Below are 19,955 nucleotides of genomic sequence, written 5' to 3'. Positions count from 1 at the left end.
ACATTAAAAATATAAAATGACTTATTTTTTATAATAAACTTTCAATACTTATTGAAAGTTTAAAATATTTTATATATTTGCTGTATGGATTACAAAGAAGCTAAAGATAAATTTATTAATACTTGGGGAAGTTTAGGTTCGCTTTGGGGCATAAATAAGGCTATGGCACAAATACAAGCCTTATTATTTATTTCTACTAAACCTCTTTCTATGGAAGATATTATGGAAGAATTAAAAATTTCCCGTGGTAATACTAGTATGAATTTACGTCAACTCATGGACTGGGGAATTGTAACGAAAGAACTAGTAGCTGGTGAGCGAAAAGAGTTTTTTACAACGGAAAAAGATGTACAAGAGTTAGCTAGGATTGTTGCTAAAGAACGTAGTAGAAGAGAAATTAAACCAGTCATTAAAGTCTTGGCTGAAGTTTCAACTATTGAAGATACTTCTCCAGAAGCTAAAGAATTAATTAAGCAAACCAAAGCATTGCATGAATTAACTGAAACAGCAGATGAAATGATTAATAAATTAGTCAACCAAAAACAAAACTGGATAACTAAATCCTTAGTAAAACTCTTTACTTAAAAAAATTTAAACACATATTTCAATATTTATTGAAAGTTTAAAACATATAGAATTATGAGAAATTTATATCTAACAAATAAATATTTAACAATTATAGGTGTTGGAGTTACTTTAACTATGTGGGGTGGCATTATAGCACTTCCATTACTAGGTTTCACTCAACTTATAATGTGTATTATTATTTTTAATAAAAAAAATAAACTTAACAAAAAAAACAAAAAACTGTTTTACACTTATTTATTAGTAACTCCAACTTTAGCAATAGTTTTTAAATTAGTTTCGGTATTTTCTAGAATTGAAACTTTATTATTGCTTTTTATATGGATGATTGTTTCTAGCATTCTTGCCTTTTTTCATTTATATATTACTTATATGATAAAAAAGCAAAATGGAGTCTAAGTAATATAATTATCAATTAAAGTTAAAAAATGAAAAACAAACTAAATGAAATATTTACAACACTTATAGCTTCTGTTTGGCTTATTAATGGTTTATATTGTAAAATTCTAAACCAAGTACCGAGACATGAAGCTTTAGCTGCACAAATATTGAATACTAATAATTCAAGAGCGGCTATTATATTTATCGGAGTTTTAGAAGTAATTCTGGCTATATGGGTATTTTTAAAATATAAGTAAAAAACAAATGCAGTTTTACAAATTTGTATAGTAATATTAATGAACACACTAGAGTTCATATATGCTAGAGAACTACTATTATGGAAAGAACTAAATATGTTTTTTGCTCTCATCTTTGTAGTCTTAGTTTACATTAATGCTTTTTATTTTAACCAATCAAAAAACAAACATGTTAGCTCGTCTTAAAAATCATCCATTTGCTGTAGAAGCTTTTTTTAAAAGTTCAATAGTTTTAACATTTGCTGTCCCTAAAGAACAGCTTGAAACTTTAATTCCTGATTGTTTAAGCTTGGATTTACATGATAATAAATGGGCCTTTATAGCTATGGCGATGGTAGACACAACAGACCTGCGTCCTAAAGGATTCCCCAAATTTATGGGTAATAATTTTTTCCTTGTAGGTTATCGTGTTTTTGTAAGATACACAAATAAAAAAGGTAAAAAATTACGTGGTTTATACATACTAAAATCAGAAACTAACAAAGCCCAAATGGCATTTATGGGAAACATTTTCACTCATTATAATTACACAAAAACCGACATTACTGAAACTTTTATTAGTGGCAAAAAAAATATCTATTCAAACTCTTCCAAATTTACCATTTCAATGGATACTATAGACGCAAAAGCAAGCCTACCAAAAAAATCACCTTTTCAAAATTGGAAAGAAGCAAGAAGATTTGCAGGTCCGTTACCATTTACTTTCACATATAACGAAAAAAATAAAGAGGTTTTAATTATACAAGGTGTTAGAACAAACTGGAAACCCAAACCAATAAAAATTGACAGTTATCATATTAGTTTTTTTAACAAATTAGGTTTGAATAATCCAATATTAGCAAATGCTTTTATTATAGAAAACATCCCTTATTATTGGAAAAAAGGTGAAATTGAATTATGGAAATAAAACGAAAAAAGTTACAAGGTGTAAAAAATATTTTAAGTTTTAATAGACACTTTTACGTTGTCGGACTTATTGTGTTAGGAATATTTAATTTATGCTTATTCCTTTTAAATGCTTCTCCAATAATACAATATACAATCACAATAGTTTTTTTTATTGGTTTATTAATGCCATTAATAATATCTGCTTATGTATATGATTTTTCGGGCTTTTATGAATTTAAATGGTTAAAACATATAAAACTAGAGTCTAAAAATGTCGTTTTAAACATTAATGCGGGGTTTGATGAAACAAGTTATATACTTAATAGAAAATTAAAACCCAAATCATTTCGTGTTTACGATTTTTATGATAAATACAAACATACTGAGCCAGCAATTAAAAGAGCAAGAAGATTAGGTTTAGTATATCCAAATACAAAATTTGTAAATAGTCAAAAAATTCAATTGGAAGATAATTCTGTTGATGCAATTTTCTTTATTTCTGCTTTACATGAAATTAGACAATCTGAAGAAAGAATTCAATTTTTAAAAGAATGTAAAAGAGTTTGTAAAACAAACGCAAAAGTAGTTTTGGTTGAACATTTAAGAGATTTACCAAATTTCCTAGCTTTTTCAATAGGTTTCACACATTTTTTTTCAAAAAACACGTGGGTTTCCGACTTTAATAAAGCTGGATTCACTCTTGACAATTCATTAAAATTTACACGATTTATGTCTATTTTGACATTTAAAAAATAAATTATGGAAACTCAACTACACATTATAGGTTTTGTGCTTATATTACTTGCACTAGCACACATTATTTTTCCAAAATATTTTAAATGGAAAGACAATTTAAAACCTTTAACTCTTATTAATAGACAAATGATGCATATACATACTTTGTTTATTGCACTTACTGTTTTTCTAATGGGATTACTTTGCCTTTTTCACAGTACAGATTTAGTAACCACATCAATAGGAAAAAGTATTTGCTTAGGTCTAGCTTTTTTTTGGGGACTACGTTTATTTATACAGTTTTTTGGGTATTCAAAAAAACTTTGGAAAGGATTGATTTTTGAGACTCGTGTACATATTATATTTTCTATTTTATGGACATACTTTTGCACAGTATTCTTATATATTTATATAAAAAACCCATATTAATTACTTACATTTACTCTTGAAAAAGAAGAAAATTTATGCCTACTCACGTCATTAATCCCAAGTCTTGGGTCGATCGTTATAGCGATTATCTGTACAATTACACCATTACTCGGGTGAGTAATCATGAAATAGCTCAAGATCTTATTTCTGAAACATTCTTGGCAGGCTTAAAGTCTATGAAAAATTTTAAAGGTGAAGCAAGTGAGCGTACTTGGTTGATTTCAATTTTAAAACGAAAAATCATAGATCACTACCGAAAAATCAATTCAAATAAAGGGAAAGCCGAGGTTCGAATGAACTATAATAATGAAGATGATGCTGAAGGCGACTGGATGGAAGAGCGCGTTGCAGACCCATTTGACAAAACTGCGGAAGACACGATAGAAAACTCTGAACTTGGTAATGCGATTCAAAATTGTTTAAAAAAACTTCCTGAAAAACAAGCCACAATTTTTGAAATGAAAACCATTCTGGATTACGATACCGAAACTATTTGTAATGAATTAAACATTACTGCGTCTAACTTATGGGTGATTATTCATAGAGCACGAACCGCTATGGCGAGCTGCCTTGAAAAAAACTGGTTATAGATTATGATAAAACTATTTTTACCTTGCGAAGAAGCCAATCATGTATGCAATAAAGGTCAGTACAAAGAAGCTTCATTTTTAGAACTTATAAAATTAAAAATACATCTTTTATATTGTAATGCTTGTAAAAAACATAGTGCTAGAAACACTAAACTAACAGAGTTTATGAATAAAGAAAACAGTTTTAAACTTACAGATGCTGCCAAAAAAGCACTTAAAACTCAAATCGAAAAACAGTTAGAACAATAAAAGCATCCAAAATATTGGAATTGCTTCTACCCAAAACGAACAATATAAAGTTGAACGTTTTATAGAACTCCACCAGACAAAACCAGCTAAAATCAATACAATTATTGCTGACATAACAAGCATTTTAGCAGCTTCTAAGTGTATATAAACTTCAATAATTAAAACAATACTACAAAGTATTAATCCGAAAGTTTTGGTATATTTAACCCCAAGTAATTGTGGCAATGTCTTTAATCCTCTAGTGTCATACTTTAAATCACGTATTTCAAAAGGAATCATTAAAACAACTACAATTATAAAAAACTCCACAAAAGTAAGCCAAACCTTTAAGTTTAAATTAAATTGATTTTGAAGCACAGGTATAAGCACACAAACCCCAGCCCATACTAAAGCAATTATAAAAATTTTAATTCCTGGTATAAACCGTAAACTCTTGTATTCCTGACTACGCCATAACTTAAAAAGAGGCAACGCATATAAAACGGTTAGAAAGGCAAAAAGAAGAATTAATAATTGAACGAGAATACGCAACTGCAAACCATAGTATATTGCTCCTAATAATGCTAAAAACGACACTCCCGCAATGCCATAAATGGCATTTATTTTATTTTTAAATTTAGCTTTAAAAACAGTAAAATATTTTACAAAATTATAGCCTAAAATAGTTGCAAAAAAATTGAATCCCAAAGTCACAGAATCAAATCCTATTTTAAATTTTGTTAAAGCCACAAATGTTAATCCAAATACAGCTAATGCAACATGTACACTGGAATTAATATAAAAATTTAACCATTTGCGTATCCAAATCATTAAACAAAAATAAACAACTTGTTAATAAGTGCTGCTTTTATTTAAAAACTTTAAAGTCTAACTATTATTAAACTATTTGTTTTCATTATTTTTGCAAGAAATTTAACTCATTTTAAAATGAATACAAACGATTTTTCTATCAGACATATTGGTCCAAGATTAAGTGATTATGATGCCATGTTAAAAACTATTGGTGTTAGCAGTTTAGATCAGTTAATTAATGAAACCATACCTGACAACATTAAGTTACAAAAGGAATTGGATTTAGATGAACCAATGAGCGAGTTTGAATATTCATCTCATATCAATGAGCTATCTAAATTAAATAAAGTATATAAAACTTACATAGGTCTAGGTTATAACCCTACTATTTTACCTGCGGTTATCCAACGTAACATCTTAGAAAATCCAGGTTGGTACACAGCATATACGCCATATCAGGCAGAAATTGCTCAAGGTCGTTTGGAAGCTTTATTAAATTTCCAGACCATGGTTACCGACTTAACTGGTATGGAGTTAGCTAATGCATCTTTATTAGACGAGAGTACTGCTGCTGCAGAAGCTATGAGTTTATTATTTGCTGTTCGTGATCGTGACCAAAAAAAGGCAGACGTTAATAAATTTTTTGTATCAGATTTAGTACTACCTCAAACTATAGATTTATTAGAAACTCGTGCAGTACCTATTGGGATTGAATTGGTTATTGGTAATGAAGCTGAATATAATTTAACTAATGATTATTTTGGTGCATTATTACAATACCCTGCTAAAAATGGTAAAATCACGGATATTAAATCGTTTATAGAAAAAGCGAATGCCGTAAATATAAAAGTTGCTGTTTGTGCAGATATTTTAAGTTTAATAAAATTAGAAGCTCCTGGTAAATTTGGGGCAGACGTAGTTGTAGGTACAACACAACGCTTTGGTATACCAATGGGTTATGGCGGACCTCACGCAGCTTATTTTGCAACAAAAGAAGCTTACAAGCGTGATATTCCTGGTCGTATTATTGGTGTTACTAAAGATAAAAATGGTAACCGTGCACTGCGTATGGCTTTACAGACTCGTGAGCAACATATTAAGCGAGATAAAGCAACTTCTAATATCTGTACGGCACAAGTACTTCTTGCGGTTATGGCAGGTATGTATGCTGTGTATCATGGTCCAAGAGGTTTAACATATATTGCAAATAAAGTTAATAACTCTGCTGCTGCATTATCTAAAGCGCTTAAGGATTTAGGAATTGAGCAAACTAACGCTTACTTTTTCGACACTATTCAAATAAAAGCAGATGCGGTTAAAACTAAATATGAAGCAGAGAAAAAAGAAGTAAACTTTCATTATCCAGACACAAATACCGTAACGATTTCTATAAATGAAACAACAAGTATTTCAGATTTAAATGAAATTATTTCCATTTTTGAAAAGGTGACTGAAACAACGACGTCTCCAATAGAAACTTTAGAGACTAACGATACCATTCCAGACCACTTACAACGTGAAACAGAATTTTTAACCTTAGACGTTTTCAATTCATACCATTCTGAAACAGAATTAATGCGTTACATCAAACGTTTAGAGCGTAAAGACTTAGCTTTAAACCAATCGATGATTTCTTTAGGGTCTTGTACAATGAAACTAAATGCGGCAGCAGAAATGCTTCCGTTAAGTAACCCAAATTGGGGAAATATACATCCATTCGCACCGGTTAATCAGCCTATTGGTTACAAACTGGTTTTAAATGCATTGGAAAATCAATTAACAGAAATTACAGGTTTTTCTGCAACCTCATTACAACCAAACTCTGGTGCACAAGGAGAATTTGCAGGTTTAATGGTTATTAGAGCTTATCATGAATCTCGTGGAGACCACCACAGAAACATCTGCTTAATTCCTTCATCTGCTCACGGAACTAATCCGGCAAGTGCAGTAATGGCAGGTATGAAAGTTGTGGTTACTAAAGCTAGTGAAAACGGGAATATTGATGTTGAAGATTTACGCGAAAAAGCCATCAAATACAAAGACAATTTATCGGCATTAATGGTAACGTATCCATCTACACATGGTGTGTTTGAAAGTGCTATTTGTGAAATTACACAAATAATTCATGATAATGGCGGACAAGTTTATATGGATGGTGCCAATATGAATGCTCAAGTTGGATTAACCAATCCAGGAAAAATTGGAGCAGACGTTTGCCACTTAAACTTACACAAGACCTTTGCTATTCCTCATGGAGGTGGCGGACCAGGTGTAGGACCAATTTGTGTTGCAAAACAACTAGTGCCATTTTTACCAGGAAACCCAATTATAAAAACAGGTGGACACCAATCTATTTCTGCTATATCAGCTGCGCCATTTGGCTCTGCTTTGGCATGTTTAATCTCATACGGCTATATTAAAATGCTTGGTGCTGCAGGACTTAAAAAATCTACAGAAATTGCTATTTTAAATGCCAACTATATTAAAGCGCGTTTAGATGGTGCATTTAATACTCTTTACTCTGGTGAAAAAGGACGTGCAGCTCATGAAATGATTATTGATTGTCGCGAGTTTAAAGCTAAAGGGATTGAAGTCGTTGATATTGCTAAGCGACTTATGGATTATGGTTTTCACGCACCAACAGTATCTTTCCCTGTTGCAGGAACTATGATGATTGAGCCAACTGAAAGTGAAAGCAAAGAGGAAATGGATCGTTTTTGTGACGCCATGATTTCAATTCGTCATGAAATTGAAGCAGCAGATAAAGATGATGATAATAATCCTTTAAAAAATGCACCACATACTCAGGCGATGCTTACAGACGATGAATGGAATTTACCATACTCTCGTAAAACTGCAGCTTTTCCTTTAGAATATGTTGCGGATAATAAATTCTGGCCAACTGTACGTCGTGTAGATGATGCCTATGGTGACAGAAACTTAATTTGTACTTGTGCACCTATTGAAGAGTATATGGAAGCTTAAAATAATTCATAATAATGAAAAAGCACCCTTAATAAAATAGGGTGCTTTTTCAATTTATAGATTATTCTATATATAATTGCTAAATTCGTAATTCCTAATCATTTATAGTAAAAACATAAATTCTAAACATTTTTATTCTTAGTTTAGTACTATATAAAGTAGACAAATTATTATATGTCAGTTAAAATAACAGGTGTTGGAAGCTATATTCCAACAGAAATTGAAAAAAATGATGCGTTTCACAACCATCACTTTTTAAATGCAGACGGATCTTCAATTAACAATCCGAATACGGTTATTGTGGAAAAATTTGAAGAAATTACTGGTATTAAAGAAAGAAGATACGCTAAGCCTGAGTTTAATACTTCCGATATTTCTTTCTTTGCTGCAGAAAAAGCTATTGAAAACGCAGGCATAGACCGAGAAGATTTAGATTATATTATACTGGCGCACAATTTTGGAGATGTTACCATAAATACGGTACAAAGCGATATGGTACCTTGTCTAGCGGCTCGTGTTAAACACAGTTTACGTATTAAAAACCCTAAATGTGTCGCTTACGATTTATTATTTGGATGTCCAGGCTGGATTGAAGGTGTTGTTCAGGCTAATGCATTTATAAAAGCAGGATTGGCTAAAAAATGTTTAGTGATTGGTTCTGAAATGTTATCTCGTGTTATTGATAAGCACGATAGAGATTCTATGATATTTTCTGATGGCGCTGGAGCTACTGTTATTGAAGCCTCTACAGATGAAGATAGTGGTATTTTAGCTCATGAAACTGCAAGTTTTACCTATGATGAAGCTTATTTCCTAAATTTTGGAAAGTCTAATAATAAGCATTTAACGGAAGATACACGATACATTAAAATGAATGGTCGTAAAATCTATGAATTCGCCTTAAATGAAGTGCCTAAAGCCATGAAGGCTTGCTTAGAAAAATCTGGTGAGCACATTGATGATCTAAAAAAAATCATTATTCATCAGGCCAATGAAAAAATGGATGAAGCTATTACTAAGCGTTTTTACCGTTTATACAAAAAACAAGTACCGGAAAGTGTTATGCCTATGAGTATACATAAACTAGGTAACAGTTCTGTGGCAACCATTCCAACCTTATACGATTTAATTTTACAAAACGAATTGGATGGTCATCAACTTAATAAAGGAGATATTGTCATGTTTGCCAGCGTTGGTGCCGGTATGCATATAAATGCAATGGTTTATAAAGTATAGTGCATGTACAAACATACGTTTCCTCACAAACGCTTTAAGCTTACTTATGAATTTCTAGAAAAGCATGTTTCTAAAGAAGAAATTATTCTGGATTTAGGTGTAAAAAATCCTTTTTCAGAAATTATGCTAAAAGCAGGATACAATGTAGAAAATACACTTGGTGAGGATTTAGATGAAGATACCTCAGCACTAAAAACAAGTGAAGCAACAGTAGTTACGGCTTTTGAAATTTTCGAACACCTTTTGTCCCCACTAACGGTACTAAAAGCTATTGAAGCAGATAAATTAGTTGCAAGCATACCTTTAAGACTTTGGTTTTCTTCAGCTTATAGAAGTAAAACCGACCAATGGGACAGACATTTCCACGAGTTTGAAGACTGGCAATTCGACTGGTTATTAGAAAAAGCAGGGTGGAAAATAATAGATCGAAAAAAATTTACGCATCCTACAAAAAAATTCGGATTAAGACCTATACTACGCTATTTTGTCCCTAGATACTATTTGGTTTACGCCGAAAGAATACATTAAGTTTTGAAATTTTCAATTATTATTCCTGCGCATAATGAAGCCGATGTTATTGGTTTAACCTTGCAGTCTTTAGCAAGTCAAACTTTACTTCCCGAGGAAATTATAGTTATTAATGATAATTCTACAGATACTACAGGAGAAATTGTTTCAAAATTTTGCGAAGCATATGATTTTATTACTTTAATTGAAAATAAATCTTCCAACGAACACTTACCGGGAGCAAAAATAATTAATGCATTTAATGCAGGGTTTAAAACGTGCACTAAGGATTTTGATGTGATTTGTAAATTTGATGCCGATTTAATTTTTCCTGAGAATTATTTAGAAACTTTAGCACAACACTACCAATCTAATCCAAAATTAGGCATGGTTGCTGGCTTTTGCTATGTAAAACAAAATAACACATGGGTTTTAGAAAACTTGACCTCTAAAGATCATATTCGAGGTGCACTTAAAGCATACACAAAACCTTGTTTTGAAGCAATTGGAGGCCTTAAAAACTCGATGGGTTGGGATACTGTAGACGAGTTGTTGGCGAAGTATTATGGCTTTGAAATTTTAACGGATGAATCTCTTAAAGTTAAACACTTAAAACCAACTGGCGCGAGTTATAATAAAAAATCAAAACATTTACAGGGCGAAGCCATGTACAAAATGCGCTCTGGGTTTATTCTATCTGTTATATCTGCTTTGAAACTTTCTATAAAGAAAAAACAGTTATCTTATTTTATAGATTTTGTATCTGGATACAGAAAAGCCGTTAAGGAAAAACCAGAGTATTTGGTCACAGAACCACAAGGAAAATTTATTAGAGACTTAAGGTGGAAAGGGATTTTAAAAAAAATAGGTTTTAATTAAAACTTCCAATTCTCTACGTTGATAGTAGCTTCAATAACATCTTCTATAGTATCATCTAATTCGGGGAAAAAATCTATTCCTGTAGCATTTTCTATATGATCTACGGAGACTACAAAACGCTGAAGTGGCAGGTTAGAATCTTGGTGCGGAATTAAAAAAGCAATTACCTTTGGAGCTCCGTTATTATAATCTAACAGCACTTTATAAAACAGATTAGGCACAGAAACCTGTTCTGCTCCTATCCGCTTCAAATTCCCTTTTAAAACACTTCCTGTAATTACAAAAACACCATCATAGCGCTTTGCCCAATAACGGGTTTGTTGCTCTAGTGTATTCCAGATACCTGCATTAAACTGATGTTCTTGCGGAGTTATATTACTAGTTAAAAAAGTTTCGTCGTGCGCTTTTTGACTATATCTTTTATCGCCAGCAGGACATAAATGCCCTTTATCGTATCCGGAATTCTTATAATTTCTCCAGCTTGCAGCACCTGTTTTAACCGCTTGATCAATTTCAAAATAAGGTCTTTTAAAGTTGTTTTGAGATAAATGCTCTTTTTTTAACTCGTAAGCCACCCATTCTGCCTGTTCATGAGCTTCACTATAACTCAAGCTGTAACCATCATGGTGCACTATTTGTCCAGTAGTACTAGTAGGCATAAAAAAAGTATTTGTAGTGGGTTTATTTTGTGTTCCCGATTCTACCTGCTTTTTTTTTAGGTCTTGATCTTGGATGTAATTAACAGCATATACAATAACTAGTATTACAGCTGCAATTATAGAATATTGTGTCTTTTTAGACATTGATAATTTTTTTTTACAATGTAGTTAAAACATTAAATCAAAAAAAATGCCCTTTCATTTTGAAAGGGCATAATAAAACTAGTAAAAGTTATTATTTCTTCTCTTTATAATCGGCAATTTTATTTTGCTTTTTTATTTCTTCATTATATTCTTCTCTGGCAGCATCCATCTTACCTTTTTTAGCTTCTTCATTATATTCTTCGATAGCTTCTTGATGTACTTTTATATATTCATCAATAGTTTCTGTTAACTCTTCTCTTAAGTCATCAAACTGTTCAGAAAGTTCTTCTAAATTTTCCTTACGTTCTTTTTCTGAAGCATTTTTTTCTGCAATTAATTCTTTATATTCTTTCTGAATATCTGCAACATCTTCCATCACTTCTTCTGTTTTTAACCAAGATGGAATAGTTTTATCTAATGACATAATTGTTCCGTTCCAGTTATTAATTCTTTCATTAGTTGCAACGAAATTAACTTTTTCAATTTCTCTCATTTCATAACTTAATGTATTAAATGGTTCCCAAGCTTCAAATCCTGTTACACCTTCTTCATTTAAATCATAATTAATCTGAGTTCCATCATTCATTGCATACTGACGCGTCATAATTACCGCTGTAGGATTTTCAGCTTCGGTTTGGTTGTTAGCCTCTAAATCTGATTGGTACATTTCTGTTTCTGTAGAATCCATTGCTTCTGCATTCTCTTTTTTATCGCTTCCGCACGCCGTAAAAGTTAATCCTGATACTATAATTGCTGCTGTAAAAAATTTTGTCGTTTTCATAATTAAATGTTTTATGGTTAATACACTTACAAAATTAATTGCTTTTTTAAATGCTTAAGGTTTTGAACTGATAAACAATTCCTAAATTTTTATTGAAAATTAACATAGTTACTTAGTTAGTTAACTTTTTAAGATAATATTAAGTTAATTATTGATTTTAAAGCAAACTATTTGGTTCTAAATTATGTCTTGTAAACTTAAAAATAATTTAACTTAAATATTTAACCTTTCTAAATACTACAAAAACAAAACCTACATTAATGAAATAATTTACGATTAAAACAAACTTTTAAACAACAATATGTTTTTTAAAAACGGTAAGAAATTACGTAAAATGTGTATAACTAAATATAAAAATATTTGATATCCGTTAGTTAAATAGTTTTTTTTAGGAAAACTTGGACGTTGTTTAGTAGTGAATTAAGTATTAATCCCAATACAAAATTATTACTTCGAAAAAGTCACAATTTAATTATGTTAAAATTATAATAATAGAAGGATAAAATTAACATAAAAAAACATATAACAATCTCATTTTATGCATTTTATCGACTTTAATACCGATATAACTAATAAGACAAAATAAGTCGTACTAGATCTAAAATTATCATTATATTAAAATATAACCTTAAAAAACAATATAGATATTATGAAAAACTCAAAGAATTTTATTAAAAGTTTAATATTAATCTCTGGATTTATCGTTAGTGGGTTAGTTTTTGGTTTTAATCAAATAGAAAAAGAAAGTCAAAAGAAAATATTAGCGAATAAATTAGGAGAAAAAGTTTTGATTTGTCATTTTCCGCCAGGTAACTTAGGAAATTCTCACCCAATTGAAATTAGTGTAAATGCATTAAAGGGACATCTAGCACATGGAGATACCGTAGGGCCATGCCAAACCGACGATGATGACGGTGACGACGATACTGGTGTTGGTACTTGGTTTCTGTAAATTAATAAATCAACATAAGAGTTATGAAAAGGCAATTAAATTACTTAATTGCCTTTTTCTATTTTAACAAGCTATAAAATTACGTTAAGGGAAAAAACTATTTTGAATTTACTCAATCACTAGCTAGTCAACTAAAAAACATTAATTTCATAATAAAATCAATATTAATAAAACAATTCATAAAGAAACAAAACCTTACACAACTAATATCAAAAAAAAAATAACGAACAGTAGGAGAATGAATTAAAGTGAATATAATTAAATATAAAAATGTTCGATATCGGTTAATTAAGCCCTTTGACTAATACTTAAGAATAAGATTTGGTTAGTCCTAATTAAGTGTACTTTTGCATAAAATTTATAACCAAACCATATTTATGAAAAAAATTGTTTTAATTATTTCTTTTTTAATTTGTGCATTTACAGTTAATAATAAAACTAAGACTGAAGATATCGCGATGTCTTCTAAGGACAAAATTGTAATTTGTCATATTCCACCGGGAAACAATCAAAACCCTAGAACCATTGAGATAAGCGTGAAAGCTTTAGAAGCACATTTAGCGCATGGTGATTTTATAGGCAATTGCTATAGAGGGGAACCAGATAATGATGATGACCCTATTATTGTGACTTGGTAATAGATTTAACAAAAGAGCATTATAACATATAGTAAAAAAAGCGGAAACATTAATTTTTATGTTTCCGCTTTTTTTTAATTTAAACTAGACAAACTTGCTTTTAAAGTTTCAATTTTAGCTAAAGCATCTGCTTCTTTGTTTCTTTCTAAAGCTATAACTTTCTCTGGTGCTCCAGCAACAAAACGTTCGTTAGACAGTTTTTTTTGTACAGATTTTAAAAATCCTTCGGTATATTTTAACTCTTCTGTAAGCTTTGTTATTTCTGCTTCAACGTCTATACTGCCTTCCATAGGAATGAAATATTCATTAGATTTTACTCTAAAGGTTAAAGCGCCATCAACAGTTTCATTTACATAATTAATAACCTCTAGATTTCCTAGCTTAGCAATAACCGCATCAAATTCCTTAGAAACCGATTCATTATTAATTACAGAAAAGCTTATAGCGTCTTTAAAAGCTATGTTTTTTTCTTTACGAATGGTTCTAATTCCTGAAATAACTTCAGAAGCAAAATCAAACTGAGTAATTAGCTCTTTGTTAATTGGTTTAGCTTCTGGCCATTTTGAAATAATTAAAGCCTCTTCCGGACTTCTTTCATTTATATATTGCCAAATGTCTTCTGTTAAAAATGGCATAAAAGGATGAAGAATTTTTAAATTATCTTCAAAACACTTCATTACCTTATTATAGGTTTGAGCATCTATAGGTTGTTGATAAGCTGGTTTTACAATCTCTAATAACCACCCACAAAAATCATCGTAAATTAATTTATAAATAGCCATCAACGCATCACTTAAACGGTACTTACTAAAATGATCTTCGATGTCTAAAAGTGTTTGTTGAAATTTAGATTCATACCATTGTAAAGCTATTCTACTTGATTCTGGTTGCTCGATAGATTCACTAATCTCCCACAGATTGGTTAAATTGAAAGCATTCCAGATTTTGTTTCCAAATCCTTTTCCTTGCTGGCAAAGCGCTTCATCAAACATTAAATCGTTTCCTGCTGCGCTACTTAATAGCAACCCTACACGAACACCATCTGCACTGTATTGTTCAATTAATTTTAAAGCATCTGGCGAATTACCAAGAGATTTACTCATTTTACGACGTTGTTTGTCGCGAACTAAACCTGTTAGATACACATTCTCAAAAGGACGTGCATCTTTATATTCATAACCCGCCACAATCATACGTGCTACCCAGAAAAATAAAATATCTGGACCCGTTACTAAGTCATTTGTTGGGTAATAGTAGTTAATTTCTTCATTTTCAGGATTACGAATACCATCAAAAACGCTCATTGGCCATAACCATGAACTGAACCAAGTATCTAACGCATCGGTTTCCTGTTTAAGGCTATTAGCTGTTAGCTCTTGGTTTTTGGTTTTTGCTTTGGCTAATTCTACTGCTTTCTCAATCGTCTCTGCAACAACAAAGTCGTCTTTACCTTCTCCATAATAAAAAGCAGGTATTTGCTGACCCCATAACAATTGTCGCGATATATTCCAGTCACGTACATTTTCCATCCAATGTCTGTAAGTATTTTCAAACTTTTTAGGAAATAAATTAATTTCGGCATCTTCACCTAAAACTGCTTCAATAGCAGGTTTAGCTAAATCTTCCATTTTTAAAAACCATTGGTCACTTAATTTAGGCTCTATAACAGCTTTGGTACGCTCGCTTGTCCCTACTTTATTGGTATGTGTTTCAGTTTTTATTAAAATTCCTGCTGCTTCTAATTCTTTAGAAATGGCTTTTCTTACTTCAAAGCGATCTTGACCTTCATAATGTAAGCCATAAGCGTTTAAAGAAGCATCATCATTAAATATATCGATAACTTCTAAATTGTGTTTATCTCCAAGAACTTTATCATTCTCATCGTGTGCGGGCGTCACTTTAAGACAACCTGTACCAAATTCTAAATCAACATACTCATCTTCAATAATTGGAATAACTCTTCCGCAGATAGGTACAATTGCTTTTTTACCTTTTAGATGTGTAAAACGCTCATCGTTAGGGTTAATACAAATAGCCGTATCTCCAAAAATAGTTTCTGGTCTAGTGGTTGCAATGGTTAAGGTGTCTTCGCCATCTTCAATTTTATAATTTAAATAATATAATAAACCTTGTTTTTCAACGTGAATTACTTCCTCGTCAGACAAAGTTGTTTTTGCTTCTGGATCCCAGTTTACCATTCTAAAACCTCGGTAAATAAGTCCTTTGTTGTATAGATCTACAAAAACTTTAATTACTGCTTCAGACATATCATCGTCCATAGTAAACTTAGTTCTATCCCAATCACATGAGCATCCTAACTTTTTTAACTGCTCTAAAATAACCCCTCCATATTCATGAGTCCAATCCCAAGCATGCTTTAAAAATTCGTCTCTGGATAAATCATTTTTATCAATCCCTTGCTCTTTTAATCGTGCCACTACTTTAGCTTCGGTTGCTATAGAGGCATGATCTGTTCCAGGAACCCAGCACGCATTTTTACCTAATAAACGGGCACGACGAATTAAAACGTCCTGAATCGTGTTGTTTAACATGTGTCCCATGTGTAACACTCCAGTAACATTTGGCGGTGGAATAACTATGGTATAAGGTTCTCTTTCGTCTGGTGTAGAATGAAAATAATTATGTTTCATCCAGTAGTCGTACCATTTATTTTCTACCTGTTGTGCTTCGTATTTATTTGGTATTTGCATACTTTGGAATAGTTTTTGAATATCTAAAAGCAAAAGTAATTATATTATTTTTTCTGCGAAATTATAAACCTTTTAATTCGTGCTTTAATACGTTAAATGTGTTTAAATAGTTTGCAGTATTTTAAAAAAGAAACTAAATTTACAATCAATTAAATATGAAAGCAATGAAACATTTATTTACACTTTTATTTATAGGCTTTTTAAGTTTATCTGCTCAAGCACAAAACAGTGGTGCTAAAATTGAATTTAAAGAAACGACTATAGACTATGGTACTATTGAAAAAGGTGCTGATGGTGTTAGAGTATTTGAATTTACTAATACAGGAAATGCTCCTTTAGTTATTTCTAAAGTGACTTCTAGTTGTGGATGTACTATTCCAAAAAAACCAGAAGACCCAATTATGCCAGGTGCAACAGGAAAAATTGAGGTTAAATACGATACCAATCGTGTAATGCCAATAAGAAAAACCATTTCCGTAGAGTCTAATGCAGACACTCCAGTAGTATCTTTAAAAATTAAAGGAGAAGTTATAGATTCTAGTAAAACTAGTGTATTAAACAAAAAAGAGAAAAGCGTTATGGCGCAGTAAGATTCTTTATAAGATAACAACAAAAACCAGAACTTTAGTTCTGGTTTTTTTATGCTTAAAAATTAACAAGAGTTACTAAACAAATCCTATTTTTTTTCGGAACTTTGCTCTAAATATTAAAAATAAAAATGCCTAAAATTTCTAACAAAGGTTTGGCTATGCCACAATCGCCTATTCGAAAACTTGTTCCATTTGCCGAAAAGGCTTATGCTGAAGGAAAAAAAGTTTATCATTTAAATATAGGTCAGCCCGATATAAAAACGCCTCAAAACGCTATAGATGCAGTAAAAGCATTATCGCTAGATATATTAGCCTATACACGGTCTGAAGGATCTGATGATTATAGACATAAGATTGCAGAGTATTATAAAGGTGTAAATATTAATGTTGCTAAAGAAGATATTATAGTAACTACCGGTGGTAGTGAAGCTTTATTATTTGCATTTGGTAGCATTATGGACACCAACGATGAAGTAATTATTCCTGAACCATTCTACGCCAATTATAATGGATTTTCTACCGCTTCTGGAGTAAGTGTTGTGCCGGTAATTTCTAAAATTGAAGATAACTTTGCTTTACCTGCAATAGAAGAATTCGAAAAATTAATTACGCCAAAAACCAAAGCTATTCTGATTTGTAACCCTGGAAATCCAACCGGTTACTTGTATTCTAGAGAAGAAATAAGCAAATTAGCTAAAATTGTAAAAAAACATGATTTATTCATTATTGCAGACGAAGTTTATCGTGAGTTTGCTTATGATGGAAACCAGCATGTATCTATTTTAGAAGATGAATTTGGATTGGAAAATCATGCTATTTTAATTGATTCTGTATCCAAAAGATACAGTATGTGTGGCGCAAGAATTGGTTGTCTGGTAAGTAAAAATAAAGATGTTATTAGCACGGCTTTAAAATTTGCTCAGGCACGTTTAAGCCCTCCAACTTTAGCTCAAATTGCAAGTGAAGCAGCATTAGCAACACCTCAATCTTATTTTGATGATGTTATTGATGAGTATGTAGAACGAAGAAATTTACTTATAGAGGGTTTAGAAAGTATTGATGGTGTTAAGGTTGCTAAGCCAAAAGGTGCCTTTTATTGTGTGGCAGAATTACCAATAAAAAACAGTGACCATTTTGCACAATGGTTATTAGAATCTTTTGATGTAGACAATGAGACTATTATGGTTGCTCCTGCTGGTGGATTTTACAGCACACCAAATGTAGGTTTAAACCAGATTAGAATTGCTTATGTTCTGAACAAAGAGAGCTTAAAAAAATCAATTCATATTTTAAAAGAAGCCCTTAAAGTTTACAACGATTAAGTGGAGATTAAACACAACATATCTTTAAAACCCTATAATACTTTTGGTATAGATGTAAAAGCTAAATCTTTTGTAAGTGTAAATACTACAGAAGATTTAGTTACTTTACTTAACACCAATCAAGACCAGCCTAAATTTATTCTTGGTGGAGGTAGTAATATGCTATTAACTAAGGATATTACCGATTTGGTAATACATATAAATTTAAAAGGAAAAAGCATTGTTTCCGAATCTGAAGAACACATTCTTATAAAATGTAACGCAGGAGAAAACTGGCACGAATTTGTGTTGTGGTGTTTAGAACACAACTATGGTGGTTTAGAAAACATGTCTCTTATACCTGGTAATGTTGGTACGAGCCCCATACAAAACATTGGTGCTTATGGTGTGGAATTAAAAGATACGTTTCATAGCTGCGAAGCTTTAAACCTAAAAACATTAGAAATAGAAACATTTAAAAATTCAGACTGTAAGTTTGAGTATAGAAATTCTATTTTCAAAACGACTGTTAAAGGACAGTACATTATATTAAATGTTACTTTTAAGCTTAGTACTAAAAACCACCATTTAAAGGTTGATTATGGTGCTATAAAAGAACAATTAATCCAAAACAGTATCTCAACCCCAACAATAAAGGACATCTCTAATGCCGTAATAGCTATTAGACAGAGTAAATTACCGGACCCAAAAGAGATTGGAAACAGCGGAAGTTTTTTTAAAAACCCTGTAATTTCTAATGAGGCCTTTACCAATTTACTTAAAAATTTCCCAGAAGCACCTTGCTATAAAGTTTCTACTTCTGAAGTTAAAGTTCCTGCGGGTTGGCTTATTGAAACTGCTGGTTTTAAAGGCAAAACCTTTGGTAATTATGGCGTACATAAAAAACAAGCCTTAGTATTAGTTAATTATGGTGGCGCTTCAGGAAATGATATTTTAAAACTATCACAACTGATACAAGAAACAGTATTACGTATTTTCGATATTGAAATTGAAGCCGAGGTAAATATTTTATAATAAGTAAATTAAATTACCTATACCTACAACACCAGTTAAACAGCCTAAAATTAAATCCATTTTACTGGCGATATTTGTTAGCCGCTCTTCTATTTTACTTGCAACTGTAGCATAAACGGCATATAATGTAAATGATCCTGCGGTAGATCCTATAGAAAAATATAAACTATTGATAAAAGAATATTTAAAATATTCTAAACCAATAAGGAAAGAAATTGCAGTAAAGTAAAATGGCACAGCAAACGTATTTAGTAAGGACATCCCTATACCGTGCAGATAGGCTTTAGATTTTTCAATTTCAATCTTCTTCTTTTTTAATTTAGAAGTCTTGTATAACCTAAAGAAATTTAGCGATAATAAAATCAAAATTCCAGTTCCTACTTGTTGTATTAATGTAATATACTCAGAATTTTCCATTAAAACACTGGACAAATATGCTCCTAAATTAGCTTGAAAAAATAAAACGGTTGCAAATCCTCCTATCAAGAACAAAGCAGATCTTCTACCGCTTCTTAAACTAAATTTAACAACAGTAAGATTTAAAAAACTAGGCGTAATGCTTCCAAGAGCAGCAATAATAAAACCTAAGCATACGCATGTTAAAAAAACCATTGTTTAAAATTTAATACAA

General features: G+C 31.3%; 22 protein-coding genes. 17 read left to right on the top strand and 5 right to left on the bottom strand.

Annotated features, from left to right (window positions below):
* Positions 1-84 precede the first annotated feature (84 nt).
* From C7H52_RS00760 to C7H52_RS00725, 8 genes are all read left to right on the top strand, one after another.
* Positions 85-585: a GbsR/MarR family transcriptional regulator gene (locus C7H52_RS00760; protein WP_106461969.1), complete on the top strand. Its 501-nt coding sequence runs from the start codon at positions 85-87 to the stop codon at positions 583-585.
* Positions 586-639: 54 nt separating this feature from the next.
* Complete coding sequence (locus C7H52_RS00755) at positions 640-984, top strand: hypothetical protein (protein WP_106461968.1); 345 nt, start codon at positions 640-642, stop codon at positions 982-984.
* A gap of 29 nt (positions 985-1,013) precedes the next feature.
* Positions 1,014-1,223: a DoxX-like family protein gene (locus C7H52_RS13525; RefSeq protein ID WP_245918513.1), complete on the top strand. Its 210-nt coding sequence runs from the start codon at positions 1,014-1,016 to the stop codon at positions 1,221-1,223.
* 169 nt (positions 1,224-1,392) lie between these two features.
* A complete protein-coding gene (locus C7H52_RS00745; RefSeq protein WP_106462064.1) occupies positions 1,393-2,130 on the top strand; it encodes a DUF2071 domain-containing protein in 738 nt (245 codons plus the stop codon).
* Positions 2,131-2,294: 164 nt separating this feature from the next.
* Positions 2,295-2,867, top strand: coding sequence for a class I SAM-dependent methyltransferase (locus C7H52_RS00740; protein ID WP_245918511.1), 573 nt, complete (start codon positions 2,295-2,297; stop codon positions 2,865-2,867).
* Between the two features lie 3 nt (positions 2,868-2,870).
* Positions 2,871-3,275 (top strand): hypothetical protein, encoded by a 405-nt coding sequence (locus C7H52_RS00735; protein WP_106461966.1) that lies wholly within the window; start codon positions 2,871-2,873, stop codon positions 3,273-3,275.
* A gap of 35 nt (positions 3,276-3,310) precedes the next feature.
* A complete protein-coding gene (locus tag C7H52_RS00730; RefSeq protein ID WP_106461965.1) occupies positions 3,311-3,865 on the top strand; it encodes a sigma-70 family RNA polymerase sigma factor in 555 nt (184 codons plus the stop codon).
* 3 nt (positions 3,866-3,868) lie between these two features.
* Complete coding sequence (locus C7H52_RS00725; protein WP_245918508.1) at positions 3,869-4,114, top strand: glycine dehydrogenase; 246 nt, start codon at positions 3,869-3,871, stop codon at positions 4,112-4,114.
* On the opposite strand, the gene C7H52_RS00720 is transcribed toward C7H52_RS00725, so the two are convergent.
* A complete protein-coding gene (locus C7H52_RS00720) occupies positions 4,103-4,924 on the bottom strand; it encodes a UbiA prenyltransferase family protein (protein WP_106461963.1) in 822 nt (273 codons plus the stop codon). The two genes, C7H52_RS00725 and C7H52_RS00720, sit on opposite strands and share 12 nt — an antisense overlap.
* Positions 4,925-5,041: 117 nt before the next feature.
* Here C7H52_RS00720 and gcvP point away from each other — a divergent pair, with 117 nt between their 5' ends.
* From gcvP to C7H52_RS00700, 4 genes are all read left to right on the top strand, one after another.
* On the top strand, positions 5,042-7,891 hold the full coding sequence (gene gcvP / locus C7H52_RS00715) for an aminomethyl-transferring glycine dehydrogenase (RefSeq protein WP_106461962.1): 2,850 nt from the start codon (positions 5,042-5,044) through the stop codon (positions 7,889-7,891).
* 174 nt (positions 7,892-8,065) lie between these two features.
* Positions 8,066-9,127: a 3-oxoacyl-ACP synthase III family protein gene (locus C7H52_RS00710; protein WP_106461961.1), complete on the top strand. Its 1,062-nt coding sequence runs from the start codon at positions 8,066-8,068 to the stop codon at positions 9,125-9,127.
* 3 nt (positions 9,128-9,130) lie between these two features.
* A complete protein-coding gene (locus C7H52_RS00705; protein ID WP_106461960.1) occupies positions 9,131-9,655 on the top strand; it encodes a methyltransferase in 525 nt (174 codons plus the stop codon).
* A gap of 3 nt (positions 9,656-9,658) precedes the next feature.
* Positions 9,659-10,513, top strand: a complete 855-nt coding sequence (locus C7H52_RS00700; protein WP_106461959.1) for a glycosyltransferase family 2 protein — start codon at positions 9,659-9,661, stop codon at positions 10,511-10,513.
* Here C7H52_RS00700 and C7H52_RS00695 read toward each other — a convergent pair.
* Positions 10,510-11,316 (bottom strand): DNA/RNA non-specific endonuclease, encoded by an 807-nt coding sequence (locus C7H52_RS00695; RefSeq protein WP_106461958.1) that lies wholly within the window; start codon positions 11,314-11,316, stop codon positions 10,510-10,512. The genes C7H52_RS00700 and C7H52_RS00695 overlap by 4 nt on opposite strands.
* Before the next feature lie 91 nt (positions 11,317-11,407).
* Positions 11,408-12,097, bottom strand: coding sequence for a hypothetical protein (locus C7H52_RS00690; RefSeq protein WP_106461957.1), 690 nt, complete (start codon positions 12,095-12,097; stop codon positions 11,408-11,410).
* Between the two features lie 649 nt (positions 12,098-12,746).
* On the opposite strand from C7H52_RS00690, the gene C7H52_RS00685 reads away from it, so the two are divergent.
* Positions 12,747-13,049 carry a hypothetical protein gene (locus tag C7H52_RS00685; protein WP_106461956.1) on the top strand — a complete coding sequence of 101 codons (303 nt, stop codon included), beginning with the start codon at positions 12,747-12,749 and terminating at the stop codon, positions 13,047-13,049.
* Between the two features lie 347 nt (positions 13,050-13,396).
* Positions 13,397-13,687, top strand: a complete 291-nt coding sequence (locus C7H52_RS00680; protein ID WP_221405026.1) for a hypothetical protein — start codon at positions 13,397-13,399, stop codon at positions 13,685-13,687.
* Between the two features lie 74 nt (positions 13,688-13,761).
* Here the strand turns inward: C7H52_RS00680 and C7H52_RS00675 are convergent, their stop codons facing one another.
* Complete coding sequence (locus C7H52_RS00675; RefSeq protein ID WP_106461954.1) at positions 13,762-16,398, bottom strand: valine--tRNA ligase; 2,637 nt, start codon at positions 16,396-16,398, stop codon at positions 13,762-13,764.
* A gap of 164 nt (positions 16,399-16,562) precedes the next feature.
* On the opposite strand from C7H52_RS00675, the gene C7H52_RS00670 reads away from it, so the two are divergent.
* From C7H52_RS00670 to murB, 3 genes are all read left to right on the top strand, one after another.
* Positions 16,563-16,988 (top strand): DUF1573 domain-containing protein, encoded by a 426-nt coding sequence (locus tag C7H52_RS00670; RefSeq protein WP_106462063.1) that lies wholly within the window; start codon positions 16,563-16,565, stop codon positions 16,986-16,988.
* A 128-nt stretch (positions 16,989-17,116) separates the two neighbouring features.
* Entirely contained in the window at positions 17,117-18,310 is a 1,194-nt protein-coding gene (locus tag C7H52_RS00665) for a pyridoxal phosphate-dependent aminotransferase (RefSeq protein WP_106461953.1), read from the top strand.
* Positions 18,311-19,324: a UDP-N-acetylmuramate dehydrogenase gene (gene murB / locus C7H52_RS00660; protein ID WP_106461952.1), complete on the top strand. Its 1,014-nt coding sequence runs from the start codon at positions 18,311-18,313 to the stop codon at positions 19,322-19,324.
* Here the strand turns inward: murB and C7H52_RS00655 are convergent.
* Entirely contained in the window at positions 19,319-19,936 is a 618-nt protein-coding gene (locus tag C7H52_RS00655; RefSeq protein ID WP_106461951.1) for a LysE family transporter, read from the bottom strand. The genes murB and C7H52_RS00655 overlap by 6 nt on opposite strands.
* Between the last annotated feature and the right edge of the window lie 19 nt (positions 19,937-19,955).

This window comes from Aurantibacter aestuarii, from assembly GCF_003008425.1.
Classification (GTDB): domain Bacteria; phylum Bacteroidota; class Bacteroidia; order Flavobacteriales; family Flavobacteriaceae; genus Aurantibacter; species Aurantibacter aestuarii.
The sequence above is the reverse complement of the archived record's forward strand: the minus strand, read 5'-3'. Positions and strand labels throughout refer to the sequence as shown.